Here is a 25,380-nt window from a genome sequence, read left to right on the forward strand (position 1 = left end):
GCGTTAACTAGGACTTTTGTCCCAGCCTCATGCCTTTTAAGGTCTATTTAATCTAAGTTACTATTGCTTTGGTTTTTCAATTACACGGTAGGGTCGCTCCATAAAGCAAGGATCTGCGTATAAACACCTTCGAGAAAAATCCAAGCCCATCGTAACATGGTAGAAGCCTGCTACACCAGGCAGCAGCTTGCATCTAAGGAACTTTAACAAAAACTCCAAAGACTGTTTAGTGATTGTCCTAGGTGACATTGATTAGGACCGCTCCGCAAAGCAGAGACTTGCACCTAAGCCTTCTCCGCCAAAAATCCAAGCCCAGGATTTCTGGCGGAGAAAACTTAGGCTCCAGTCTCTAACCGCTTTGCTCCGCTCACTCTGGTATTTGTTGCGTAACACAATGAATATTTCCCCCACCAAGGATAATTTCTCGGGCATAGACACCAACAATCTTTCTATCTGGATATAATCGTTGCAAGGTTGCTTGCGCTTTTTGATCATTTAGATCCCCAAACATTGGAAAGACAATGCCACCATTTGCCGTGTAATAATTAACGTAGCTAGCAGCAAGCCGGTCGCCCGCTCTTCTTGGCAGCGTCCCCGCCACGGCATCAACACCTTCACTTTCGGCTTTTGTAATCGTGATTGGTTGCGGAACCGTTAGCCTCTCTATTCGAATTGGACGGCCCTTGGCATCCGTTGCCTGCCGCAAAATCGCCTCATTTTCTTTTGAAATTTGATATTGCGGATCAGATTGATCATCAGTCCAAGCCAATGCCACAACTCCTGGTCGAACAAAGTTGGCAATATTGTCAACATGGCCATTTGTCTCATCCAGATAAATTCCGTGCTTAAGCCAGATTACCTTCGAAACATTTAAATATTCTTTTAAGAGATTTTCAATTTGGCTTTTAGATAACTCCGGATTGCGCCCCTTTGAAAGCAAACACTCCTCAGTCGTAATCAGCGTTCCTTCACCATCAACGTGAATGGCGCCACCTTCTAAGACAAAATCATCTAGTCGATAACGATCCAGGTGCTCTAACTCCGTGATTTTTTGAGCCACCCGATCATCCTTGTCCCAAGGAAAGTACAGGCCATCCACCAAGCCACCCCAAGCATTAAAGTGCCAGTCGATCCCGCGGCGCTCACCTGCCTGATTAGTCACAATCGTTGGCCCGCAATCTCGAACCCAGGCATCATTGCTTGAGAGTTCAACCACTTCAACCTCTGCTGGCAACAAATGACGGGCATTAACATACTGATCATCGGCAACGCCCACCGTAACGTGTTCAAACTGGGCAATTGCCTTCGCAACATTAGCGAACGTCCGCTGTGCCGGCTTGGCCCCGTTTCGCCAATTATCTGGTCTTGTCGGCCAAAGCATGTAAACACCTTGATGTGGTTCAAATTCAGCGGGCATTCGAAAGCCATCTTGCTTTGGGTTTGACTGTAGAGTTTGCAATGATATCATCCTCCCAAATTAACCTGAAGTTCACAAAGCTACGAACATACAAACATAAAAAGCTGATTCAAGTCTCGCTATGATAGTGTAGTATATCAAATTTTCCCTTGTTAGCAAGATATCTCACCAATTAGATCTCACGTTTCTTTAATCAAAATCATTCTTACTGCAAGTGTTAATTACCCCCCTCAGTTACTTGATCATTTGTTTGTACGTGAGTAAATTGGGGTTTTAAGCACGCTTCGAATCATCGGATAAGTATTTTTTACACAACAACAAACAACCTTAGTAATCAATAATTAATCACGAATAAGCATCAATCATTTCTGATAATTACTTACTCGGTTAATCACAAAAGAAGCTCTCAGGATAAACTACCTTGAGCACTTCTTTTGTGATTAATAATCAATATTATTGGCAGTTACTTTTTCTCATCAATCAACACCGTTCCTTCTGCCGGGTTATGATCAATGGCGCCAACAATCTCATGAGGTGTATACAGTTCTTCTAAGTAATGGATGTCTTCAGGGGAAAGTTTAACCGAAAGTGCCGCTATCGCATCGTCAAGGTGACTTATTTTAGTTGACCCCACGATTGGTGCAGTGACCCCTTTAGCCCACTGCCAAGCTAGTGCAATTTGGCTCATTGAAACGCCGTACTTATTAGCCAGTTCGCTGACCCAATCAACGATCTGTAAGTCTTGACTTTCTGCTCGATCGTATTTACCCATAGACACTCTGTCAGTCCGACTACGAAGGGTATTTACTTTCCATGATCGATGGCTTAGATGACCCGCAGCAAGCGGACTATAGGGCATCAGTGACACATTCATCTGCTTACAAATTGGGATTAATTCCCGTTCATCTTCTCGATAAAGCAAGTTATAATGATTTTCCATCGTTTGAAATCGAGCCCAGCCATTATCTTTAGCAACCTGTTGCATGTTGTAGAACTGATATCCATACATTGCTGAAGCGCCAATAGTTCGGACCTTACCGGACTTTACGAGATCATCCAATGCTGACATTGTTTCTTCAATTGGCGTCTCGTAATCAAACCTGTGGATGATGTACACATCTAAGTAGTCGGTTTGTAGTCGTTTTAATGATCCCTCAACTTCTCGATGAATGGCCTTGCTCGATAAACGACCAGGATTGAAATAAACCTCTGAAGCCAATACAACTTGATCACGAGGAACCTGGCTATCCTTTAACGCTTTACCCAAATATTCTTCGCTTGTTCCCTTAGAATAAACGTTCGCAGTATCAAAAAAGTTAACTCCCTGATCGAGCGCATGATTAATCACTTTTTTACTATCAGCATAGTCTAATGTCCAATCATGCATTGTACCTACTTGCCCAAAACTCATCGCGCCAATGCAAATTTTCGAAACGTTAATATCCGTTTGACCTAACTTAGCATATTTCATTGGTTTTGCTTCCCTTCTCATCATCGTGCTGATTTGCAGAACGATCCTACTGTCATCATTACTTTTCTGACTGAATCAACCATTACTGATTCAGTGTAAATGTTACTCCTTAAAGTATACTTTAAGTCAAGTGACAGCTATTTCATCCAGTTCAAACGGTCAAAATGTCCAACACGCTTCTCAAGACAATCAATTCGACAAAAACAACTCAAAAAATGTAAAAGTGAGCGGAGCAAAGCACTTAGAACTCGGGGCATAAGTCTCCACCAGCAGGAATTCCTGGTTCTGGAATTTTTGCTGGTGGTGCTTATGTGCAGAGTTCTGCTTTGCGGAGCTGTCCTAATAAATACCCATTGCGCAATTATTCCAAAATTGAGAACAATTATGCAATGGACTTTATTTGGATAGAATCTGTTGGTTATCGTAATCTAAATTTGTTTCCTGATTTCAACTTGCTCAGTTTTATTTAATTAATCAATATGACTTATTTAGCCATTTTTTCAGTATTCGTTTCGGTCATCTTGCCATCCATAATCCGATACGTCTTATCCGCAAAGTCCATCAACCGCACATCGTGGGTTACCACCACAACCGCTTTATTCCGAGTCTCTGCCAACTCCTTAAATAATTTACCAACTTCAGCAACCCGTTCGCTATCCAAAGCTGCCGTTGGCTCATCCGCTAACACAATGTCTGGGTTGGCAAACAATGCCCGCGCAATTGCGACTCGCTGGGTTTGGCCGCCTGAAAGCTCGCCGGGATATTGGTTCGTTAAGTTCTCAATTCCTAATTGCTTTAATAAGTCAGCCAATTCGGCCTTATTGAGGTTCCCTTGCCGTTTAACCTTGTTCACAAAATCAAACTGTTCCTTAACTTTCAAATATGGCACCAGACTATAAGATTGTAAGACAAAACCGATCTGATTTAACCGCAACTTATCCCGTTGCGATGTTGACAATTGCGCTATTTGCTTGCCTTCCACTGAAACCTCACCAGATGTTGGTGTTTGTAGACCACCAGCAATCGTCAGAAAAGTGCTTTTGCCAGAGCCTGATGGGCCAACGACCAGAATCAATTCGCCCCGGTCGGCTGAAAAATCAATGTCATGTAAAACATGAACCTTACTAACGCCTTTACCAAAATACTTATTAATTTTTTTGAGTTCAATAACTGACATGATTATCCTCCTATTACTTTAACGGGGTCAACGGTTGCAATCTTCTGGGCAGGAATTGCCGACCCGATGAATCCCATAATAAGCAGGCCGATTGAAATCCAGGTTAAGACCGGAATATCAAACGACATCGGCACGCCGATCGGAATAATGCTAGCAGTGGCAGCAGTCAGCGCAGCTCCGATCACAAGTCCTGAGACCATCAAAATCAACGATTGGCTCGTAATGGTTGCTGCCAACGTTCTAGCTGGGATCCCCTGTGCCCGCAATACCGCGTATATTGGTAACGCCTGCATCGTTAAAATATAGAGGAAAACCGCAATGATAATTAGAGAAATAATCATCAGGAAGCCAATCATGAAGCCAAAGGTCGTATTTTGGGCTGAGTAACCTGGTAACTTAGAAATGAAATATGAAATGGCATACGTTTTAAGATGCGTATCCTTTGCATCATATTTTGCAGTCTTAGAAACGATTGCACTGCCAGTCACCTTAGCATTAGTCATTCCTCGCAACGATTTCCACGTCCCCGTGCTTCCATAGATAATCGGTGAAATATTAAGTTTCGCATTTTTAGTGAACCCAACAATCTGATACTGCTGATCAGATGAATTCAGCCTGATTTTATCTCCAAGGCGATATCCCTCATCCTTAAACTTCTCGTCAGCAACAACTTCTTGGCTATCACGAGCACGACGACCTGATGAGATCTTTAGATTTTTTAGGATAAATTGATCTTTCTTTGCACCAATAAAGGTTGACGAAATCTTTTTTTGCCCTTTATCTTTAGCCACAACTGGTGTGGATCCAATTACCGCCTGCTTAGCCGACAAACTAGCTTTTTTAGCTTGATCGTCAGTAATCAGTGACTGGCTCAACGAAACGTTAGAATCTTTGTTCAAGACAATGCTTTTCACGTTCCAAGATTCAATGGCCTGCGTATTCTCACCTGCTAAGCCAAAAGACAATCCGGTTAAGATAAAGATCAAGTAAGCAATCAAAACAATCATTGAGATGATTAATCCGTACCGGAGTTTTTCATGACGAATTTCTTTTAATGCTAAATACATTTAGTTAGTCCCCTTTCCTGACAATAGATCCAAGGCCGCTTTGAGACGGCTACTGATTGCCTCACGACTGCTAGGATGCAGCAGAATTTGCTTAATTGCTTCATGGCTTAAAATCATCGCAGCCCACTGTTGACTATTCAAACTTTGGGTCTGTGATTCATTGTCTGAGCCAACCAAAGATTCATTTTTGCTGAGATGCATTTCAATTAGTTTGCGGTAGTGGCTATTTGCGACCCCGTCGACAAATGCAGTAACCTGTCCTAAATAAAAATCAGGATCAAAGACCCCATCGTCTACTTCCCGATCAATCGAAGTATGAATATCCCTCATCGCCACACCATAGATGTAGAGATAAGCATCCGTTAGATCATCAAAATACTTATAAAACGCGCCGCGGGCAATTCCAGCAGTCTTCACGATTGGCGCAACCTGCGATTGAGCTAAGGGGTGAGTGCTAAATTCGCCTAGCAATGCTTCTTGGATTTTAAGTTGCTTTTCTGGGTTTAAATGTAAAAATGTTGTTGATACCATGTTATTCTCCTTTCAAGTGACACCTTGTCACTTTTATAAAGTATACATAGTTAGTGACATCGTGTCAATAATTTTGCAAAAAAAAGAATGAGATTGAAATCTCTCATCCCTTTTCTTTAATCTTAAAAGTTATGTTATGGAAAAACATCCACACAATTATTATTCGTCACATTTAGTTACGAACCATTATTAACTGCTTGTTGCCACTCTCTAATATGCTGTCGTTGACCGGAGCAACTCCGGATCACGATTACTCAATAAGAACGCATGCCCACCATCAAAAATCATACTTTCAAATTCTCGGTGAGAACGAAACTTAGTATATTTAATGTCACTTGGTTTCAAACTACCGTGACCATTTAACTTTCTGGCAGGTAACGTTTGGACTGAATCATCAGACACCAGATATAGGCGGCCGTTGTGCGAGTTATATCCCATTGACTGTTCGTGGGTTCCCGTTCGATATCTCAGCATTTGTTTTGCCAACGTCACGTGAATTGACTTGGCACCTAATTTGGCCTTATAAATCTTAACCATGCCATTTGAGATTCCCCACCAGTATGCATGACCCGCGTTATCAAAGGTTAAATCATGACCCGCCGGAACGTTGGCACCACCGTTGTCCATATGAAATTTGATGGCCCGGTTTGGTTTCAACGATGACATGCTAATCCGTTGAATCGTTGACCAGGTTGTTGGCTTCATATCTGGTCGATCACGCCACATCCAAATTGCGTGCTGTTTCTTATTATAGGCTAACGATTGGCCATGGCCCACGTTAAACATTGGGCCAACTTTCATGCCAGCGGTTGGTTTAAGTAACGAATTCTGAGCTTTTGCCAGGCTCAAGTTGTTCAGCGTGCTTCTATTATAACGAACAACAAATCCCTTCCCGTGAAATTGGTGCGGGGCGTACAAAACAAACAAGTATTTGCCAGCAAATGCGGCTGCCTGCGGATTGGTCAAATCACGGCTCGACTTGTTAAGGGCCGCGTGAGTATTTGGCAGCAGGTACTTCGTCTTCAAAATCCACTTAGTCCCGCTGACACTTTTGATTGTTCCCACACCACCAGGCTTATTTGTCCAGCCATAGTTCGGATTTGCTTTAACGAACTTCGTCTGCCGATTATTAACAACCCGCAAGCCTGAATAACGGCTAAGCGCATTCCTTCGTTGAACATATGTAGCAGCATTAGCTGTGGTGCCAGTAACCGCAGCCATAGATAAGCCGACAGCTATCCCTAATAAGACATTTCTAAATTTCATAATACCCCTCCAGATATATTTTTTTACTTGATGACATTACATAAACTATTGACCATTTGGCTGCCAAATATCCTCAATTGGTAGCTTGGCAGTCTTGGCAGCGGTGCGGGAAAGCGAGCAACAATCGCCACACTGCAGCGAAGTTCAAATTGAATTCTGAGACGTTTATTTTTGAAGATATGGCTAGGTTTTGGCGTGCTTGACTTCATAGTTGAATCGTGCGAAGCCAAGCACCTCAGAGAAAAATTCCAAGCCAGGGCATTTCCCTCTGGTAGTTTTGCTAAGTCTTGGCAACATAGCGAAAACGTGCTCCGATGCAACTGACGCTAACTGCCTAAGGGGTTTCTAATTAAAATCCAAGACCGGGATTTCAATTAGAAACCCCTTAGGCAACCGCGTCAACCGTTGCTCGTCACAGGCTTTTAATATCCCCTATCCGCCTGCAGAACTTCCGGACAGTGGTTAACTAACAGATTGCCCTTTGAACTGCCATCATAGGCGATTCCCTCAAATTCTCGTTTTGGGCCAAACTGAGTCCATTCGAAACTTCGATTGGTTAAATGACCGTGGCCGCGTAACCCCTTCGCTGGGAAGCTGGCGATCGATGCATCCGACATCATTAACAGACGCTTGCGAACTGGGTTGTAACCCATACTCTGAATTCGGGTTCCCGGCAGGTGCTTTAATACCTGGTGGGTCAAGCGAAACTTTACAGAATGAGTATGAATTTTACCTTTGAAGATGTAAGCGCCCCAGCCGGGGAATGACCAAAAGTAAGCGTTCCCTGATTTATCAAACGTCAAATCATGGCCGCCTGGAACCCGGGTCCCACGACTGTGGAGTGAAAAGCGAATAGCGTGATCTGGCCGCAACGTCTTGGTCTTGATGTGTTGGATATAGCCAAAATTGCTGACCGGAACCCTAGGTGCCCGCTCCTTATCTCGCCACATGTATAAGCCCTTATTTTTCCAATTATAGGCCAGCGACTGACCATGACCAGTTGTGAAGAGTGGGCCAACCTTAATTGCGTCATGGATTTGTCGTTGAATAACCGAATACTTATGGTGGTGCTTAACGTAAGCATCCCGCAATTCCTTTGGATGAAGACGAACCCCAAGCGAATCTAACATTTGGGTGTTAAACCTAACGATTCGTCCCTTATTTCGAAGGTTAGTTGGACAATAAACAATGTACATATATTTACGGCCCGTCATGGCAATTGACTGAGGATTACCCCAGTGTTGGCCATTCTTACCAGGTAACGGCAAAATATATCGGGTCGTAAAAGTCACCCGCTTGCCCCGCTCCGACTTAATCGTGTGAACTTTAGACGTGTGGGAAACATGGAAATACTCTCTAGGAACCCTCACATAGTGCACTTTCTTATTGTTCAGATTGCGCAGACTACCACGATAGAGTCCAGAAGAGCGTTGATGGTACACTTTGTATTTGGCGTGAGCAACGATCGGCGCCCCCAGCGCTATCGCCAATACAAAGCACAAAAATGCTTTAAGGAACTTCATGCTTCAATACCCCCTCAGGTATGAAATTATTAAGTTTTTCAAAAGACTCAATAGTTATATAGTAGTTGTTTAGTAAAACATTGTAAACAGCTATTTAACGCAGGATGACAGACAAATCGGGTAGTTAAAATCAAATTCACCATTTAGGATACCTACCGACCATAAAAGCTGACGTCATCAAGATTCCTGGCGTCAGCTTTTCATATCTATCAACTTGGAATGTCATTAAACCAGCACTAAATACCCACTCGCTAACTTCTCAGCAGGCTACTTCAAGATTTCTTTCTTATTCAGAGCAGAATAGATCTCCTCTTCTATTGCCTCAGGTTTCGTGATTGGCGCAAACCGGCGAATTAATTGCCCGTCTTTACCGACCAAGAATTTCGTGTAGTTCCATTTGATCCGGCCATGGCCTGACTGATCTTTAAGGTAGGTAAACAACGGGTCTTCTCCCTTGCCGTTGACAACTACCCGCTTGGTCATCGGAAAGGTCACACCGTAATGTAGCCGGCAATAGTCATCAGCTTCCTCGTCAGTTGCTAACTCCTGATGAAACTGATTAGAGGGAAGGCCAAGAATGACAAAGCCTTCATCTTTGTATTTTTTATATAAAGCTTCTAGCCCTTCGAGTTGTGGAGCCAGCCCGCATTTGCTGGCTGTATTAACGATCAATACAACCTTATTTTTAAACTGTTTAAGATCAACCGGGGCCCCATTCATTTCTTGTTCAGAAAAATCGTAAATTGTCTTCATTAGGAATCACCTGTCTTATTTTCTAGATTACATACAGAGTGTATCCCAATTGAGGGCAAAACAAAAGAGTGGGAAATAAAGCGGTTTCTGCAATGTAACAGTTGAATTTAGAAAGCAAACGGCAGATCCTGGCTATTTAACAAAAAAATACAAGCATTCCCAATCGAGAGAATGCTTGTATTTTTTTAAATTTTAAGATCTAAACGATTGTCCTAATCTATTATTTTGCTAACCGCTCATTAACAAGCTTTTCAACCTCAGAAGCTGTCTGACACTTAGCCAGCACTTCATCGACAATTGCGGCACATTCAGTCGTCGTCAAACTTCTCATTTGGCTTCGTGACCGCAAAATAGAACTAGCACTCATGGAATATTCATCGAGACCCATTCCCAGCAATAGTGGCAAAGCACGTTGGTCACCAGCCATCTCACCACACATCGCTGCAATCTTACCTTCAGCGTGGGCAGAATCAATCACGTGCTTGATTAATCGCAACAACGCCGGATTCAATGGTTGATATAGATATGAGACGGCATCGTTACCCCGGTCAGCCGCAAACGAATACTGAATCAAATCGTTTGTGCCAATACTGAAGAAATCAACTTCCTTGGCAAATTGATCAGCGAAAATTGCAGCAGCCGGGATTTCAATCATAATCCCAAGCTTAATATCATCACCGATGCCCGGTGTTTCCTTTTGCAGGTTTTGCTTTTCTTCCATAAAGACCTTCTTGGCTTCACGGAATTCATCAAGCGTCGCAATCATTGGGAACATAATTCGTAACTGGCCAAATTGGGAAGCCCGAATTAACGCCCGCAACTGGGTTCTGAAGATGTTTTGACGATCCAGCGAAATCCGAATTGCCCGATAGCCTAAGAACGGATTCATTTCTTCAGGCAATGGCAGATATGGTAATGGTTTGTCACCACCAATATCCATCGTTCGAATAACGACTGGCTTGCCGGCCATCGTCTCAACAACTTTTTTATAAGCACTAAATTGCTGATCCTCGGTTGGCAGCGCATCACTATCCATATACAGAAATTCCGTTCGGAACAAACCGACCGCTTCCGCACCAGCTTTTAACACATCGTCCATATCGGCCGGGGTCCCAATGTTGGCGGCAATTTCAAACTGTTTGCCATCTTTTGAAACTGAAGGCTCGTCAACCAGCTTAGCCCACTCAGCCTGCTCAGCCGCAAACTGGGTCGCCTTTTGCTGATAATCACGCACTTCAGCTTGATCGGGATCGACAATTGCAACCCCATTCAAGCCGTCAAGAATCAGTTGGTCACCATTGGCAATCTCAGTGGTGGCCTTTTCAGATCCGACCACCGCCGGAATTTCAAGTGTCCGGGACATGATTGCCGAATGACTTGTTCGGCCACCCATATCAGTAATCATCCCTTTGATATACTTCTTATTCATTTGAGAAGTATCAGAAGGCGTAATTTCATGAGCAACAATAATCACTGGACTATTGATTGATGCAAGGCTTGGCAATTGCTTGCCCAACAAGTGGCTCAAAGCACGCTTAGCAACATCCTTAACATCAGCTGCCCGCTCTTGCATATACTTGTTATCAGTCATCGCCGCCAAGGTTTCTGCAAAATTGGTTGTGACATCAACCAGCGCTTGTTCAGCGTTAACCTTGTCGTTCTTGATTTCATCTTCAATTTGCTTGATCATATCAGGATCGGACAACATTGCAATATGAGCATCAAAAACAGCAGCCTCGTCATCCCCAAGCGTTGCCTTGGCGTTCGCTTGAATTTGCTTTAATTCATCAATTGATGCGTCAAATGAATCATGGATTCGTTTTATTTCCGCATCGGTATCTGAAATGGTATGTTTTTCGAAGCTTAAATCAGGATCGACTAACAGGTAAGCCTTAGCTATACCAATTCCATCACTCGCAGCGATCCCTTTGATTTCCTTCGACAAAACCATCCCTCCTTATTCACTTGAAATCTAATGGTTTTAAATTAATAATTATTCATTAATTTAAAGATTATTTTTCAAAGCCTAATTTATCCATAATTTGTTCGTAAACCTTGTCAGTGTTAATGCCAGTCAACAACGGAACAGCGTTGATAACCTTGTCCTTAATATTGTCAGGAACCACAACGGTACTGACGAAAACATCATAATCGTCAACATTGTTAACGTATTGTGCAATGTTACCTTTGTAAATCTTAACCTTGTCCAAGTCACCCTTTGATTGCAAGTAATCTCTAATCTTGCCTTCAGCAACAGTCGATGTTGCAATTCCACTTCCACAAACAACCATAATCGTCTTCATATTTTTCACCTCTGCGTATATAAACGCAATTAATTATTAGTTTCTACAGCATCATTTTCGCGGTTTTTACCTTTTTTACCACGGAATTTATTATACCATACCATTAGTGCAAGGGTTACTAAGCCGATTAGACCAATACCACCCCAGGTCATCACTTTGCCAAGGCCAACAATCATCCAAGTCGTCCAAACACCACCATCACTCAAAACTGAGATTGATGAGTTCCCTTGCAGATTGAATTTGGCGCCTTGAGCAGCGGCCGTTACTAATGGGGCTACCCAAGAAGCAATATAGAGGCTGATGATGACATCAACAATTCCACCAACGATCGTCCGGAAAATATCACCACGGAAAACGGCAGCCATTACGGCAATCATGTATGGCAAAGTTGCTAAGTCACCAAATGGCAGAACGTGGTTACCGGGAACGATAACGGCAATGAACAACGTTAATGGTACCAGAATCAAAGCTGATGAAAGCACAGTTGAATTACCAGCAGCTAAGGCACTATCCATCCCAATGTAAAGATCTCGACCAGGGAACCGTGACTTAACAAAGTTATTGGCACCCTCAGAGATTGGTGCTAATCCTTCCATTAGTAGGGAAACCATCCGGGGCATTAGGACCAAGACCGCAGCGGTGCTAACACCAAGTTGAAGGGTCTTAGTAACGGAGTATTTGGCAAGAATTCCAATCACAATCCCGATGAACAAGCCCATTACTGATGAATCCCCAAAGATTCCCATTCGTTTCTGAATTGTATCAGGCGTCATCTTAATCTTATTGATTCCAGGGATTCGATCCATAATCCAGTTAAGCGGTAATGCTAAAACGTAACCTGGGGCTGAAGCACCCTGAGGAAATGAAATGCCTTCCAAACCGTATTGCTTTTGGATGTGGGGAGCAGCCATGTCGGCCAACAGATAAATGACCATGACGTGAACAACCATTGTAAACAATCCTAAAGCAAAACTATGAGAAACAACGTAAACTAATGATCCCGTAAACGCAATGTGCCAGTAGTTCCAAACATCGACATCCAGCGTTTTGGTTAAACCTAATAATAGCAAAATGACATTTGAGATAACACCAACGGGAATTGCCAAACTACCAAGCACGGTCCCATAGGCAATTGCTGAAGCGGCGGGCCAACCGATATCAATTGTCCCTAGATGAAGGCCAAAGTTCTTAACCATCGATTGGGCGGCAGGACCAAGGTTCTTCGTTAAAACCCCAATTACCAAGTTCAAACCGATAAACCCAATCCCGATGGTTAAGCCGGCTTTGAACGCTTTACTTGGTTTGATTCTTAAAATTAATGCGAAGAAAAACAGTAGAATAGGCAACATAACACTTGCGCCTAAATTAACAAACCACTGCAATCCACTAGATATTGCATCCATATAATGACGACCTCCTATGATTAGTGAGCGGATCCAAGCGGTTAGAAGTCAGGCCATAAGTCTCCGCCACCAAGAATCCCCGGTCTTGGGATTGTTGGTGGGGGTGCTTATGGGCAGACTTCTGCTTGGAGGAGCTGTCCTACTTAATAATGCCAACATTTTCCATGATTTTAATAAATTCATCCTTATCATTAATGGTTTCTAATTTAGCCAAAGTTTCTTTATCTTGGAATAGGCCCATCAATGTTTGCAGCATCTTCAATTGATCATCTGATTTCTTCAGTGCCAACATAAAAATCAACTTCACTTGGACTTCAGAATTATCACCCATTTGTAAAAATTTAACGGGTGTCTTTAACCGCATGAACCCAATTTGGGGCGTAATTACTTTGTCAGCGTCCGTATGAGGGATTGCGACCCCAATTGTCTCAGTATTTAAAGCCGTTGGAAAATTCGATTCACGTTTCAGAATGGCTGGCTTAAATTCCTCAGTAACACTACCAGCTTTATAAAGGCTATCAGCTAAAATCGAGAGGGCTTCTTGCTTATCAGAAGCCTCCTTATCAAATAAAATAACGTTTTGATCAAATAACATTAGTTCTCACCTCCTTTAATGAAATAGTTTTTAACATCCGCATTGGTATGGTGACGGTCTAAAAGGTACTCAAACGGCCTAGGATCCACCAATAAGTGCATAAATTCAGCCAGCGCATCGGTAGCGCCATTGGTTAACACAAAAATTGCAGCTCGGATCCCCGAGTGCCCTAACAGTTTAGCTTGTTGCGTAAACCTAGTCACAACGACCGTGGTTTGATTAACGTAGGGCTCATTGATATGGGGCATCATGATTCCTGGATAAATTTCTGTACTTCCTAATTGTTCTCGTTTCTTAATATCATCAACCAGTTGGTCAATTGGCTTATCAATAACGTGCTGTTGCGTTACGGCCCTCTCTAATTCCGTCAAGGCATCCTCTTGGCGGCAGCTGGTAATCATATAATTAAGACCCGTATAATGCACTTTCAACACTCTTTCTATCTGCTTGGGTGAACATCGCACTAGATAATACCACCCGGGTTTGATTAATTGGATGAATATTAACCGTAGTAATAATTAAATCAACATCTTGATAATCTTCTTCATTGTTCTGATATGATTCGATCGACAGTGTCCCAACAATCCTAAGGTTGGGGAATGCCTGATGGACCTTGGCGTGTAATAGCTTAGAAGTTCCCACACCGCTGGCACACATGATCAAAGCCTTTTTAACTGGTCGGCTCTCCTCAAAGTACTTCGCAAAATAAAGGGTAATAAACCCAGACTCGTCGTCAGAAATGGCCGCTTTATTAGTCATAAGTTGACTTGCCCGTTCAGAAATCCCCTTCACCGTTTCAAATAGCGAACCATATTCCAACTTAATATCATTCAGTAGCCGGTTAGCAACGATGATATGATTTTCAAGTCGATTGAGCATCGGCTTGACGTGACCAATTAAATCTTGCTTTAACGATTGCACTCGTGGATCAGATTCTGTTAAGTTAAATCCTTGAATATATAGATTAACCAACCGCATCACTTCATCAGACACCATTCCATTAAAGGTAACGTCATGGTCATAGCGCATTGAAATCAAATATTGGAGCAGGTATCCTTTTTCAATCTCCGGTAAACTGGTATGAAGATAATCAGAGGTGTTCTTGATGACATCAGAGGCAACCGCGAAGAATTCCGGATTATTTTCAATGGTTTTTGCCTCATTAGCAAACGCCTTTTTGGCCTTGTCATCTTCAATTACCTTACCAGTTCGAAATCGTTTAATCAGAATATATAAATGTGAAAAGATATTAACGTTATAGGGGTAGGGAATGGTTAGGCCAAGGGAGCGTTGGATCCATTCAATTTGAGCAGTTAAAAATTGGTTGTCGTAAACGTTGATATCCGCAACCTCGCTGGCAAATCCCTGGGGACTGTCAACACTCATTAAGTTGCTTTGGACTAACGCCATGTTAATTGACCGGCGAATTGCCTCCTCATCACCGACAACTGAAATCTTATTACCCTTTCTAGCCAGCCGAACCGCATACTTCTTCAAAAGTTTGCTTAGTATTGATAGGTCCTGTTGGATTAAGTCGTTACTGACGTAATAATGCCCATAAAGCTTATCAACAGAAATTGAAAATGGGGCACTAAACAAAATGCTCAATAAAACCTTATTCCGTCGTTCAACCGGTGAGTAATCAACAATATCATTATGCGTTTTCTTATTAGTCGCTGCTAAATATTGATCGTAATTAATCCGATACCCCCTTCCCCGTTCGGAGTGAATCACATCAATTCCAAGTGAGTCGTTAATCAACCGTACTTTGCGATATACCGTCTTTTCTGACACACCAAGCTTGGCCGCGATGTCAACTGCCGTCACGTAACCATCAGTCTTGGAAAGTGTCATAATCATTTTTTCGCAAGTGGCATCCATAAACTGCCTCCTTTTATTAAAGAATAAAGCGTTTTCTTTCGATTGCGTGTAAATCATTGTCCGTTGCAACGGACAATGACCATTTTGAAACAACTTTTAATGTAGGTAATTTCAGAATAAGAACGAGATTATCTCCAAAATTCAACTGTTCATTATGCCATACTTTAATTAACAGTCAATAAAAAACACTTCGAGCAAAATAAAGTGGCCTAAGCTTAGTGCTGGTTAGAAACTGACGATGGTTAGTTTTTAACTAATACTAAGTTTGGACCACTTTTTAGGGCATGAGGATTAATTATACTAAACAATTTGTCAAAAGCTTATTCCGCCATCAATTAAAAACATTCTTAGTTACTTCCAGGATGCTTTTGTAAGATAGTTTTGCGCATGTTGGATAACACTCGGTCCGCCTTTTTACCAAAGTATTGAGCGGTAAGTGTATATAGACAATCATTAATCGCTAACTGCGATGTGAGGGAAAGTAAAGCCTCCGAGCGGTACTTAGAATCTTCTGAAATGGAGAAAAATTTTACATCACCATAACTGGCTAATGGCGATTCGGGGAAGCTGGTAATCACAATCATTGGAACGTGATTGTTTTTTAAAGAATCCGCCAAAAGTAGCGTATCACTATCATTCCCAGTATGGGAGATGACTACTGCGCAATCAGTATGATTCAATCTCGTTGATTGCATCAATGCCATATGATATTCAGAGTCATGTAGGACGTTTAATGGTACCCGCAAAAATTTATGATAGGCATCTAGAGCAACAATATTAGACCCACCCAATCCAAAGAACTCAATCCGATTCGCATGAACTAAAAGGTCGAGGGCTTTTTTTAAATCTTTTTCCTGCATTAAATTAAACGTGCCGTTTAGCGTTTCGATGTTTGATTCCAATGTCTTTTTAGCAACAACTTTAGGTGAATCCTCTTGTTTAACTTCTTGAACACTTGCCGTTGAGGATAAATCATTGACCATTGACCACTTAAATTGAGAAAAGCTTGAATACCCAAGCTGCTGTGGAAAGCGTGATACCGTTGCAATTGAAACATTACATTTATTTGCCAATTCTGCCACGGTAATTGCGGACAATTTAGCCCCATTTTTCAAAATGTAATCAGCTAACTTTTTACTTTGTTTTCCGAGTTGCGGATACAGATGCTTAATCCGCTTTTCGATATCTAGATCCATTGATTTAATTACTCCTTATACTTAAGTTTCCATAATTGAATCATAACAAAAAAACGTTTAAAAAAGTATTTATGCTTGAAATGAAAACGGTTTCGGATATAATGATACATGTAAATATCAATCATCAATGTTATTTATATTATGATATCATTTTACATTAGGAGGTGATACAAATGGCTAATACCTTAGAAATAACGCCCCAGGAAATTCAGCTTAAAGCAACTGCAACCAATTGGGAAGAAGCAATTAAAGTAGCTGCTAACCCGTTAGTTAACAGTAACCGAATAACTGAAGATTACGTAACAAGTATGATTGACTCAGTAAAAAAACTTGGCCCCTATATCGTGATTGCTCCTGGCTTGGCACTGGGTCATGCAAGACCATCAGCGGCCGTGAAGGAAACTTCATTTTCCATAGCAACGCTTCGCCAACCAGTTAAATTCGGAAGTAAAGACAACGACCCAGTTGACCTCATCGTCATTCTAGCATCAACCAGTGACACCGCTCACTTATCGTTACTTCAAAAAATTGTCACTTTTTTAAATGACAGTAACAATTTAACGGAATTGCGCAAAGCAGAAACTCACGATGATGCAACACAAATTGCAAACAAGATTAATGGAGGGTAATCGAAATGAAGATCCTTAATTTCTTTGTTTTTCAAATATTGAGTAATGAAACCATTTTTCTTGGATTGGTTGCTCTCCTTGGCCTATTACTCCAAAGAAAGTCCTTTCCGAAAGTGATTGATGGCACAGTAAAAACCGTCATTGGGCTCACAATCTTAGCATCTGGTGCTGGCATTTTAATCAATTCTTTGTCTCCAGTTGTTACTAAGTTAAATCAAACCCTTCACGTTCGTGGCGTACTGCCAACGAATGATGCGGTTTTGGGCGTTGTTCTCAGATTTAATACGATTGCAAAAGATACGGTTATTACATTTTTATTGGCATTCTTTCTTCATCTACTACTAGTTAGACTCACGCCTGGAAAAAATTTTAAAAATGCTTATTTAACGGCTCACTTAATGCTTTACCACGCCGCATTCATGAATGTTACTTTACCGGTTGTTCTTCATACTGGTGCCTTTTGGACGGTGACTGTGGGAACGATTCTAAATGCTCTTTATTATACCTATTCTCCCGCAATCCCTCGAGTTATTTCTCGTCCTTGGATGCACGACGTTTCAACACTTGGCTTCATGGATCAAGTTGGTTCCATTCTTGCCCACTTTATCGGAAAATGGTTTGGTAGCAGTGATCCAAATCAAGATGCAGATAACATGAAGCTACCAAAGTGGGCATCGATGTTCCGAGACAATACAATTGTATTATTTTTCCTAATGCCTATAATATTCGTTGGCATTGGGATTGCCGTTGGAAAAGCCGGTATTCAATCTCTTGCTGGAACAGGCACTGGTGCTGTTAACTGGATTCTCTGGCTTATCCTTCAAGGATTTACGTTCACCGCAGGAATTGTTGTCCTGCTTGCTGGTGTTCGAATGTTCATTGGATCAATTGTTCCTGCGTTCAAAGGAATTTCAGACAAATTTCTACCAGGAGCAATTCCAGCTTTAGATGCCCCAACAATCTTCCCTTATTCTCCCATGGGCGGAATGTTTGGCTTCTTAGGATCAACGGTGGGATGTATCATTGTCACTTTTTTGACAATCATTTTCCACTCTCCGGTTATTGTCTTCCCTAGTCCAATTATTATGTATTTTGATGGTAACGTAATGGGCGTCTTTGGTAACAAAGCAGGTGGTTGGCGTGGTGCCATTGCTGCCGGCTTAATTACCGGTCTTATTTCGTCCGCTGCAGTAATCTTGTTCTACCCATTAACAGGCGCCGTTTATGGAAGCGGCCTAACCTGGTCGAACATTGACTACGCAATTGTTTGGATGCCGCTAATGTATCTATTAAAGTTCCTGCGAACCTTAATTCTTGCATTCATTTAATTAAACTAAATCACTAATATTAATGGAGGAAATTATTATGAAAATTGTTGCTGTATGTGGATTAAGTGTTGGTTCAAGTGTTATTGCCAAAATGAACATTGAAAGTATTTTATCAGAAGAAAAGCGCGACGATATTGATGTTGATACTGTTGACTTAGGTAGTATTACTAGTGCTCCAGCTGATATTTACGTTACTACTCGTGAATTGTTTGAAGGATTTCCAGATGAAGATCGTGACAAAACCATCGTCCTAACAAACTTCGTTGATAAAAACGATATCAAGGCACATTTGGATCCTAAATTACAAGAATTAGAAAAATAAGAAATCTGGGAAGGTTTTAACAATGGGAGTAAAAAACGTTAGTGAAGTAACCGAACAAACGTGGAAGGATGAAGTGTTTCCTGAATGGGGAACTTGGTTAAATGAAGAGATCGAACGGACAACCGTGCCAAATAATAAGTTCATGATGTGGTGGCTTGTTAACATGGGCGTTTGGATAAAGACTGACAAACAAACCAGCATTGCAATTGATTTGTGGTGTGGAACTGGCAAAACCACTCACGATAAGCCAGACATGTCACCAAGACATCAATGGTCGAGGCTTACAGGTGGGCGGAAGATCCAACCCAACCTTAGAAGCCAACCAATGGTTATCAATCCCTTTGCTATTCATAATTTGGATGCCCTGCTTGTCACTCACTTCCATCATGATCATATTGATATGAACGTTGCTGCCGCTGTTTTACAAAATACGCCTGATACCGTTCCATTTATTGGCCCAAAATATGTTGTCAAACAGTGGATTGATTGGGGCGTCCCAAAAGAACGCTGTCAAGTCGTTAAACCTGGAGATACGATCAACGTAGCAGACATTGAAATTAGCGTTACTGACTCTTTTGATCGTTCTGTTTTAATTACCGATCCAGATTCTGACGATCTACCAGATGATGCAACCATCCCAGAAATGGATGATCGAGCTGTTAATTACGTCATTAAAACCGATGCTGGCACTATTTATGATGCCGCTGATTCTCACTATTCTGCCTACTTTGCCAAACACGGTCAGGATTTCAACATTGACGTTGCGTTAGTTGCCTATGGCGAAAACCCAGTTGGCGTCCAAGACAAAATGACGTCAGTAGATGTCTTAAGGGCTGCAGAAAGCCTTAATACAAGTGTTGTTATTCCACTTCATTGGGATGTTTGGACTAACATGCTAGGAAATCCAAATGAAATTGAAACTCTTTGGAAAATGCGCAAGGAACGCTTTGATTATAAATTTCACCCATTCTTATGGCTCCCTGGTGGTAGATTTACTTACCCTGATGATCAAGATAAGCTACAATACTACCATGATAGAGGGTTTGAGGATCGTTATTCACATCCGATTAACCTTCCTTATAAATCTTTTCTTTAATTATTAAGGTACAAAAGCGAAGGTGGATACTAAATGAAAATACAAGTAGCCATAGATCGGAAGTCACTGGAAGAAGCAACACACTTTGTTCAACTATTTGATGGTCGGGCCGATATCATTGAATTTGGTACTTCCCTTATTAAGGATTTTGGTCTTAACGACCTTCAGCCAATCGCTAATGACATCCAAGCAAGTCAGATTCTATATGACACCAAAACCGTTGATGAAGGGCAATATGAGTTTAAATCTGGTTTCAATTATGGCGCTAATTATTTAACGGTGATGGGGTCGGCATCTCCAAAGACCATCCAGCTCTGCTTTGATGAAACTTCATCAGACCAAGTAATGATGATCGACCTGTCAGACGTTTCTGAAGATCAGATTTCCCAGATTGATAATCTTAGTTCTGCGATCTATCTTTTGCACCATAATAACGATTTAGGTGTTCCCATTCAGGCAACCTCAATGGCTTCCAAGTTTAAAGAGGCTCACCCGAACGTCCGACACATTGCAATTGCTGGGGGTATTGACCTAAAAGCCGCTGAAGCACTTAAAGAACAAGGAATTGTTGAAGTAATCGTTGTTGGTGGATCAATCACAGGTGATCCGAACCCAAAGGAACAGTTGGAACGATTTTTGCATATTATTAAGTAGAATACTTTGGTTTATTGTTGCTAGGAGAGGGAATAGACATTTAGATCCCAGAATTTAATCAATATATTTGTGGTAATCAAAGGTGCCATCACAAATGAAAATGCGATTAATCTCCTTTTTTAATTGGTAAAGAAAATAACACCCCAATATTTAGTTGATTATGTTCATCTAAATATCGGGGTGTTTTATATAATTGTAAGTCTCTCTTTACAAATTAACGATTAATCATTCATAGGCTACTATCTTGCGTGTAAAATTTCCGGGCCAGTTTCACGACCAACAATCACTGTATTAACAATATCCAAAAACAATCCATGTTCAACGACTCCGGTCATATGATCCAAACTCGCAGCAACTTTTTGTGAATTATTAATTTTGCTCATATGCAAATCAATAATATAATTATTTGAATCTGTCATTACATAATGATTATTTTTCATTCGAAACTTTGGATGATAGCCACCAATCTCCAAGCGTTTAAAAAGCTGCTTACTACCATAAGGAATTACTTCAAGCGGCAACGGAAATGATCCAAGTTGATCTGCCATCTTACTTTCGTCAACGATCCACATATTCTTTTCAGAATTAATCGCAACGATTTTTTCCCAGAGATGAGCACCACCGCCACCCTTAATTCCTTGAAAATTAGGATCGATTTGATCGGCACCATCAATTGTTAAATCGATGTGGTCAACCTCATCAACTCCCTTAGTTTCAATTCCTAAATCGTTTGCTTGCTTCTTCGTTCTTTCAGAAGTTGGGACACCAACAATGGATAGCCCTTCATCTTTAACTCGCTTCCCTAAAGCATCTACCATAAATCTGACTGTTGATCCTGTCCCCAAGCCAACTACCATACCATCCTTAATGAATTTAACTGCTTCCTCGCCAACTAATTTCTTCAGCTCATCTTGATGTGTCATCGTAAAATTCTCCTTTATTTATATGTACAACAAGAGGCTGAAACAAATTCCTGTTGGACTCATCGTTTCAACCTCTTGCTTGTATGACTGTCATTAATGATTATTGGGCAACACCCGTGAGACGTTTGTTAACTAATGATTCAACTTCATCAGCTGTTTGGCACTTCGCTAAAACCTCGTCGACAATAGTTGAACATTCGCCTGTGGTAAGGCCTCTCATCTGGCTTCGAGACCTTAAAATTGAACTAGAACTCATCGAATACTCATCAAGCCCCATTCCCAAAAGAAGTGGTAATGCCCGTTGGTCGCCGGCCATTTCACCACACATTGCTGCAATCTTACCCTCAGCATGTGCCGAATCAATAACATGTTTAATCAGCCTTAAGAGAGCAGGGTTCAGTGGTTGGTAAAGATACGAAACCGCATCGTTACCTCGATCAGCTGCAAAGGAATACTGAATCAAATCGTTGGTGCCAATGCTAAAGAAATCAACTTCTTTTGCAAATTGATCCGCAAAGATCGCAGCTGCTGGAATTTCAATCATAATTCCGAGTTTAATATCATCACCAATGCCTGGAGCATCTTGTTGTAATTTTTGCTTTTCTTCCATAAAGACTTGTTTAGCCTTACGAAATTCATCCAGCGTCGCAATCATTGGAAACATAATTCTAAGCTGGCCAAACTTTGATGCCCTGATTAAAGCACGCAACTGTGTTCTAAAGATATTCTGGCGATCAAGTGAAATTCGAATTGCCCGGTAGCCCAAAAATGGATTCATTTCTTCAGGCAATGGCAGATATGGTAATGGTTTGTCACCACCAATATCCATTGTCCGAATAACAACTGGCTTGCCGTTCATTGATTCAGCAACCTTTTTATACGACTCAAACTGCTGATCTTCCGTTGGCAGAGAATCGCTATCCATATACAGGAATTCTGTTCTAAACAGGCCCACCGCATCTGCACCAGCTTTTAGTGCATCATCAACGTCTGCTGGGGTCCCAATATTGGCCGCAATTTCAAATTGCTTACCATCTTTTGAAATCGAAGGTGCATCAACTAACTTCGCCCATTCAGCCTTTTTGGTAGCAAATTCAGTCGCCTTTTGCTCATATTCGCTAACTTCGTCCTGCGATGGATTGACAATTGCAACCCCGTTCAGTCCATCAAGAATCAGCTGATCACCGTTAGCAATCTCGGTGGTAGCCTTCTCAGAGCCAACCACTGCCGGAATTTCAAGTGTCCGTGACATGATAGCCGAATGGCTGGTTCGCCCACCCATATCAGTAATCATTCCTTTAATATACTTCTTATTCATCTGAGAAGTATCTGAAGGCGTGATTTCATGGGCAACAACGATCACTGGACTGTTTATTGAAGCAAGATTCGGCAATTGTTTACCAAGCAAGTGACTTAATGCCCGTTTGGCAATATCTTTAACATCTGCTGCTCGTTCTTGCATATACTTATTGTCGGTCATTGCAGCCAACGTCTCAGCAAAGTTAGTCGTCACATCAACTAACGCCTGTTCTGCGTTAACCTTATCAGTCTTAATTTCATCCTCAATCTGCTTGATCATATCTGGATCAGATAGCATCGCAATATGAGCATCAAACACTGCAACTTCATCTTCACCAAGGCTAGCTTTTGCATTCTGTTTGATCTTTTTTAACTCTTCAATGGAATTATCAAAGGAAGCATGAAGTCGCTTAATTTCTGCAGCGTCATCTGAGATGGTCTGTTTTTTAAAGCTTAAATCCGGATCAACCAACAAGTAGGCTTTGGCAATACCAATTCCATCGCTGGCAGCAATTCCACTAACTTTCTTGGACAAAATCATCCCTCCTTATTAACTTTAAGATGCTTAAAATTTATCCCATAGCTTCTTGAAAGTATTAACAACATTTTCTGTGTTAAAACCATAACTATCAACCACTTTTGGCCCTTTACCACTTGCCCCAAAGCGATCAACGCCAATAATTGCGCCTTTAAGACCCGTGAATTGTGACCATACGAAGCTGGTTCCCATTTCAATAGCAACTCGGTGTTCAACATCAGGTGGCAAAACGGAATCTTTATATTCTTGACTTTGTCGGTTAAATAACTCAATACATGGCATTGAGACAACTCGAACGTCAAAGTTCAGTTCACTTAATTTGTTTTGAGCTTCTAGAGCAAGGTGAACCTCGGAACCGCTAGCAATCAAAATACCATCTGGCGTTGCCGCAGTTGAATCAGAAAGTATATAACCACCCTTAGCAACTGGGGCACCCAGCGTTTCCTTTAGCACGGGCAATTTCTGCCGCGAAGTCACCAGAATATTCGGTTTGTCAGTTGTTTCACCAATAACTTTCCAAGCAGCTTCCGTTTCATTTGCATCTGCGGGTCGAATAACATTAACATTTGGAATTGCTCGTAAGCCAACTAACTGTTCAATTGGTTCGTGTGTTGGGCCATCTTCACCAACTGCTAATGAGTCATGGGAATAAATAAAAATTGATGGCAAATGCTGGATTGCTGCAAGTCGGATAGCTGCCTTCATGTAATCGCTGAAGACGAAGAAGGTACTTCCAAAAGCTCGACTTCCGCCATGAAGATTAATTCCATTAACGGCAGCTCCCATTCCAAACTCCCGAACACCGAAGAAAATATTTCTTCCACTAGGGTTTTCATCGGTAAAATCACCATCATCTTTTAAGTAAGTCTTATTAGATGAAGATAAATCAGCCGCGCCACCCCAGAACTGGGGATTTTTATCCGCAACCTGTTGTAAAAGCTCAGAACTTGCAACCCGGGTAGCGATCTCATCTCCCGGCTTGTAAGATGTCTTAATGCTACTTGTATCCAAAGTATTGGCCCGTAGTTGCCCAGCTTCTGCTGGATATTCATACGAATACTTGTTAAACAAATCTTTCCAGTCACTGTAGGCAACACTCTTAAGGTTAACGAAATTATCGTACATATCATAGATATCTTTTGAAAATTCGAATGGTGCTAAATCCCAATGGTAATTTTCTCGAGTTTTTTCGACGTTTTCTGGTCCCATAGCTGCACCATGGACTTTATTGGTACCTGCCAATGGTGTCCCATAGCCAATAACCGTTTTTACTTCAATAAACGAAGGCTGGTCCGTTCTCTTTGCAGATTCGATTGCAGATTGAATGGCATCAAGATCATTACCATCTTTTACATAGCTATAATCCCAGCCAGCTGCCTTGACGCGCCCCGCAACATCTTCCTCTGTACTCAAACTAAGTGGTCCATCTAATGAAATGTCATTTGAATCATACAAAACAATTAATTTACTCAGCTTCTTATCGCCGGCAATATTTAAGGCTTCATGGCTCAATCCTTCCATCAAGTCACCATCACCAACAAGTGCATACGTATAATGATCGATAATGTTATAATCCGGACGATTATAAACATTAGCTAAGTGTCGTTCAGCAATAGCCATCCCAACAGCCATCCCAAGGCCCTGAGCCAAAGGACCAGTCGTTGCATCGACGCCTTCAGTATGACCGAACTCTGGATGACCCGGAGTCATTGACCCTAATTGACGAAATTGTTTAATATCATCCATTGAGACACTGAATTTATTGAAATGAAGCAGACTATATAGCAATGCTGATCCATGACCTGCAGATAAGACAAACCGGTCGCGGTTCAACCACTTTGGATCCTTAGGATTAAAATTCATCATTTTTTCCCAAAGAACATATGCCATTGGTGCAGCATCAATTGGCAGTCCTGGATGACCACTCTTAGCTTTTTCAATCATATCAATGCTTAAAAATCTGAGCGCATTAACCGCTTTCATTTCATCTGGTGAACTCATAAAACTG

23 protein-coding genes are annotated in these 25,380 nt (G+C 41.6%); 5 read left to right on the forward strand and 18 right to left on the reverse strand.

Annotation, left to right across the window (positions count from 1 at the left end; all coding sequences use genetic code 11):
* Window positions 1-367: 367 nt before the first annotated feature.
* From aguA to FC98_RS04865, 15 genes are all read right to left on the reverse strand, one after another.
* Window positions 368-1,459 (reverse strand): agmatine deiminase, encoded by a 1,092-nt coding sequence (gene aguA / locus FC98_RS04795; RefSeq protein ID WP_054654716.1) that lies wholly within the window; start codon window positions 1,457-1,459, stop codon window positions 368-370.
* Window positions 1,460-1,880: 421 nt separating this feature from the next.
* Window positions 1,881-2,888, reverse strand: coding sequence for an aldo/keto reductase (locus FC98_RS04800; RefSeq protein WP_056949267.1), 1,008 nt, complete (start codon window positions 2,886-2,888; stop codon window positions 1,881-1,883).
* Between the two features lie 484 nt (window positions 2,889-3,372).
* Window positions 3,373-4,065 carry an ABC transporter ATP-binding protein gene (locus FC98_RS04805; protein ID WP_056949268.1) on the reverse strand — a complete coding sequence of 231 codons (693 nt, stop codon included), beginning with the start codon at window positions 4,063-4,065 and terminating at the stop codon, window positions 3,373-3,375.
* 2 nt (window positions 4,066-4,067) lie between these two features.
* Complete coding sequence (locus tag FC98_RS04810) at window positions 4,068-5,132, reverse strand: ABC transporter permease (protein WP_008857715.1); 1,065 nt, start codon at window positions 5,130-5,132, stop codon at window positions 4,068-4,070.
* The gene (locus FC98_RS04815; RefSeq protein ID WP_008857716.1) at window positions 5,133-5,663 is read right to left on the reverse strand and encodes a TetR/AcrR family transcriptional regulator; all 531 of its coding nucleotides are present in this window, start codon (window positions 5,661-5,663) and stop codon (window positions 5,133-5,135) included.
* 210 nt (window positions 5,664-5,873) lie between these two features.
* A complete protein-coding gene (locus tag FC98_RS04820) occupies window positions 5,874-6,929 on the reverse strand; it encodes a hypothetical protein (protein WP_008857717.1) in 1,056 nt (351 codons plus the stop codon).
* A gap of 422 nt (window positions 6,930-7,351) precedes the next feature.
* Window positions 7,352-8,452 (reverse strand): hypothetical protein, encoded by a 1,101-nt coding sequence (locus FC98_RS04825; RefSeq protein WP_008857719.1) that lies wholly within the window; start codon window positions 8,450-8,452, stop codon window positions 7,352-7,354.
* Between the two features lie 267 nt (window positions 8,453-8,719).
* Window positions 8,720-9,205, reverse strand: coding sequence for a glutathione peroxidase (locus FC98_RS04830; protein WP_056949269.1), 486 nt, complete (start codon window positions 9,203-9,205; stop codon window positions 8,720-8,722).
* Window positions 9,206-9,425: 220 nt separating this feature from the next.
* Window positions 9,426-11,150: a phosphoenolpyruvate--protein phosphotransferase gene (ptsP, locus tag FC98_RS04835; protein ID WP_008857721.1), complete on the reverse strand. Its 1,725-nt coding sequence runs from the start codon at window positions 11,148-11,150 to the stop codon at window positions 9,426-9,428.
* Window positions 11,151-11,217: 67 nt separating this feature from the next.
* A complete protein-coding gene (locus tag FC98_RS04840) occupies window positions 11,218-11,508 on the reverse strand; it encodes a PTS sugar transporter subunit IIB (RefSeq protein ID WP_054654722.1) in 291 nt (96 codons plus the stop codon).
* A gap of 29 nt (window positions 11,509-11,537) precedes the next feature.
* Entirely contained in the window at window positions 11,538-12,911 is a 1,374-nt protein-coding gene (locus tag FC98_RS04845; protein WP_008857723.1) for a PTS galactitol transporter subunit IIC, read from the reverse strand.
* 139 nt (window positions 12,912-13,050) lie between these two features.
* Window positions 13,051-13,506, reverse strand: a complete 456-nt coding sequence (locus FC98_RS04850; RefSeq protein WP_008857724.1) for a PTS sugar transporter subunit IIA — start codon at window positions 13,504-13,506, stop codon at window positions 13,051-13,053.
* Window positions 13,506-13,940, reverse strand: coding sequence for a PTS sugar transporter subunit IIA (locus FC98_RS04855; RefSeq protein WP_156637200.1), 435 nt, complete (start codon window positions 13,938-13,940; stop codon window positions 13,506-13,508). Before FC98_RS04855 ends, FC98_RS04850 begins: the two co-directional genes overlap by 1 nt.
* A complete protein-coding gene (locus tag FC98_RS04860; RefSeq protein ID WP_054654726.1) occupies window positions 13,912-15,387 on the reverse strand; it encodes a BglG family transcription antiterminator in 1,476 nt (491 codons plus the stop codon). The genes FC98_RS04855 and FC98_RS04860 overlap by 29 nt, the downstream gene beginning before the upstream one ends.
* Window positions 15,388-15,734: 347 nt before the next feature.
* Entirely contained in the window at window positions 15,735-16,583 is an 849-nt protein-coding gene (locus FC98_RS04865) for a MurR/RpiR family transcriptional regulator (protein ID WP_008857727.1), read from the reverse strand.
* Window positions 16,584-16,756: 173 nt separating this feature from the next.
* Between FC98_RS04865 and FC98_RS04870 the strand changes: the two genes are divergently transcribed.
* From FC98_RS04870 to FC98_RS04890, 5 genes are read left to right on the forward strand one after another with little or no spacing between them, the layout of a single operon-like run.
* Complete coding sequence (locus FC98_RS04870; protein ID WP_008857728.1) at window positions 16,757-17,212, forward strand: PTS sugar transporter subunit IIA; 456 nt, start codon at window positions 16,757-16,759, stop codon at window positions 17,210-17,212.
* 5 nt (window positions 17,213-17,217) lie between these two features.
* The gene (locus tag FC98_RS04875) at window positions 17,218-18,540 is read left to right on the forward strand and encodes a PTS transporter subunit IIC (RefSeq protein ID WP_056949270.1); all 1,323 of its coding nucleotides are present in this window, start codon (window positions 17,218-17,220) and stop codon (window positions 18,538-18,540) included.
* A gap of 37 nt (window positions 18,541-18,577) precedes the next feature.
* A complete protein-coding gene (locus tag FC98_RS04880; protein ID WP_054654728.1) occupies window positions 18,578-18,862 on the forward strand; it encodes a PTS sugar transporter subunit IIB in 285 nt (94 codons plus the stop codon).
* 22 nt (window positions 18,863-18,884) lie between these two features.
* On the forward strand, window positions 18,885-19,958 hold the full coding sequence (gene ulaG / locus FC98_RS04885) for an L-ascorbate 6-phosphate lactonase (protein WP_056949271.1): 1,074 nt from the start codon (window positions 18,885-18,887) through the stop codon (window positions 19,956-19,958).
* Between the two features lie 33 nt (window positions 19,959-19,991).
* A complete protein-coding gene (locus tag FC98_RS04890; RefSeq protein ID WP_054654730.1) occupies window positions 19,992-20,612 on the forward strand; it encodes an orotidine 5'-phosphate decarboxylase / HUMPS family protein in 621 nt (206 codons plus the stop codon).
* Between the two features lie 239 nt (window positions 20,613-20,851).
* On the opposite strand, the gene rpiA is transcribed toward FC98_RS04890, so the two are convergent.
* The 3 genes from rpiA to tkt form a co-directional block, all read right to left on the reverse strand.
* Window positions 20,852-21,535, reverse strand: a complete 684-nt coding sequence (gene rpiA, locus FC98_RS04895; RefSeq protein WP_008857734.1) for a ribose-5-phosphate isomerase RpiA — start codon at window positions 21,533-21,535, stop codon at window positions 20,852-20,854.
* Window positions 21,536-21,635: 100 nt separating this feature from the next.
* On the reverse strand, window positions 21,636-23,369 hold the full coding sequence (gene ptsP, locus FC98_RS04900; protein ID WP_054654732.1) for a phosphoenolpyruvate--protein phosphotransferase: 1,734 nt from the start codon (window positions 23,367-23,369) through the stop codon (window positions 21,636-21,638).
* A 30-nt stretch (window positions 23,370-23,399) separates the two neighbouring features.
* Complete coding sequence (gene tkt / locus FC98_RS04905; protein WP_056949272.1) at window positions 23,400-25,373, reverse strand: transketolase; 1,974 nt, start codon at window positions 25,371-25,373, stop codon at window positions 23,400-23,402.
* Window positions 25,374-25,380 lie beyond the last annotated feature (7 nt).

Origin of the sequence: Lentilactobacillus kisonensis DSM 19906 = JCM 15041 (genome assembly GCF_001434135.1) — a bacterium.
GTDB classification, from domain to species: Bacteria; Bacillota; Bacilli; order Lactobacillales; family Lactobacillaceae; genus Lentilactobacillus; species Lentilactobacillus kisonensis.

Excerpts from the sequence above, each read along its gene's own strand:
- FC98_RS04825 (WP_008857719.1), bottom strand. The coding sequence starts at position 8,452 with ATGAAGTTCCTTAAAGCATTTTTGTGCTTTGTATTGGCGATAGCGCTG.
- FC98_RS04860 (WP_054654726.1), bottom strand. The coding sequence starts at position 15,387 with ATGGATGCCACTTGCGAAAAAATGATTATGACACTTTCCAAGACTGAT.
- FC98_RS04840 (WP_054654722.1), bottom strand. The coding sequence starts at position 11,508 with ATGAAGACGATTATGGTTGTTTGTGGAAGTGGAATTGCAACATCGACT.
- FC98_RS04810 (WP_008857715.1), bottom strand. The coding sequence starts at position 5,132 with ATGTATTTAGCATTAAAAGAAATTCGTCATGAAAAACTCCGGTACGGA.
- FC98_RS04850 (WP_008857724.1), bottom strand. The coding sequence starts at position 13,506 with ATGTTATTTGATCAAAACGTTATTTTATTTGATAAGGAGGCTTCTGAT.
- FC98_RS04865 (WP_008857727.1), bottom strand. The coding sequence starts at position 16,583 with ATGGATCTAGATATCGAAAAGCGGATTAAGCATCTGTATCCGCAACTC.
- FC98_RS04870 (WP_008857728.1), top strand. The coding sequence starts at position 16,757 with ATGGCTAATACCTTAGAAATAACGCCCCAGGAAATTCAGCTTAAAGCA.
- FC98_RS04830 (WP_056949269.1), bottom strand. The coding sequence starts at position 9,205 with ATGAAGACAATTTACGATTTTTCTGAACAAGAAATGAATGGGGCCCCG.
- FC98_RS04875 (WP_056949270.1), top strand. The coding sequence starts at position 17,218 with ATGAAGATCCTTAATTTCTTTGTTTTTCAAATATTGAGTAATGAAACC.
- tkt (WP_056949272.1), bottom strand. The coding sequence starts at position 25,373 with ATGAGTTCACCAGATGAAATGAAAGCGGTTAATGCGCTCAGATTTTTA.
- FC98_RS04815 (WP_008857716.1), bottom strand. The coding sequence starts at position 5,663 with ATGGTATCAACAACATTTTTACATTTAAACCCAGAAAAGCAACTTAAA.
- FC98_RS04880 (WP_054654728.1), top strand. The coding sequence starts at position 18,578 with ATGAAAATTGTTGCTGTATGTGGATTAAGTGTTGGTTCAAGTGTTATT.
- FC98_RS04845 (WP_008857723.1), bottom strand. The coding sequence starts at position 12,911 with ATGGATGCAATATCTAGTGGATTGCAGTGGTTTGTTAATTTAGGCGCA.
- FC98_RS04890 (WP_054654730.1), top strand. The coding sequence starts at position 19,992 with ATGAAAATACAAGTAGCCATAGATCGGAAGTCACTGGAAGAAGCAACA.
- FC98_RS04820 (WP_008857717.1), bottom strand. The coding sequence starts at position 6,929 with ATGAAATTTAGAAATGTCTTATTAGGGATAGCTGTCGGCTTATCTATG.
- ulaG (WP_056949271.1), top strand. The coding sequence starts at position 18,885 with ATGGGAGTAAAAAACGTTAGTGAAGTAACCGAACAAACGTGGAAGGAT.
- FC98_RS04800 (WP_056949267.1), bottom strand. The coding sequence starts at position 2,888 with ATGAAATATGCTAAGTTAGGTCAAACGGATATTAACGTTTCGAAAATT.
- FC98_RS04805 (WP_056949268.1), bottom strand. The coding sequence starts at position 4,065 with ATGTCAGTTATTGAACTCAAAAAAATTAATAAGTATTTTGGTAAAGGC.
- rpiA (WP_008857734.1), bottom strand. The coding sequence starts at position 21,535 with ATGACACATCAAGATGAGCTGAAGAAATTAGTTGGCGAGGAAGCAGTT.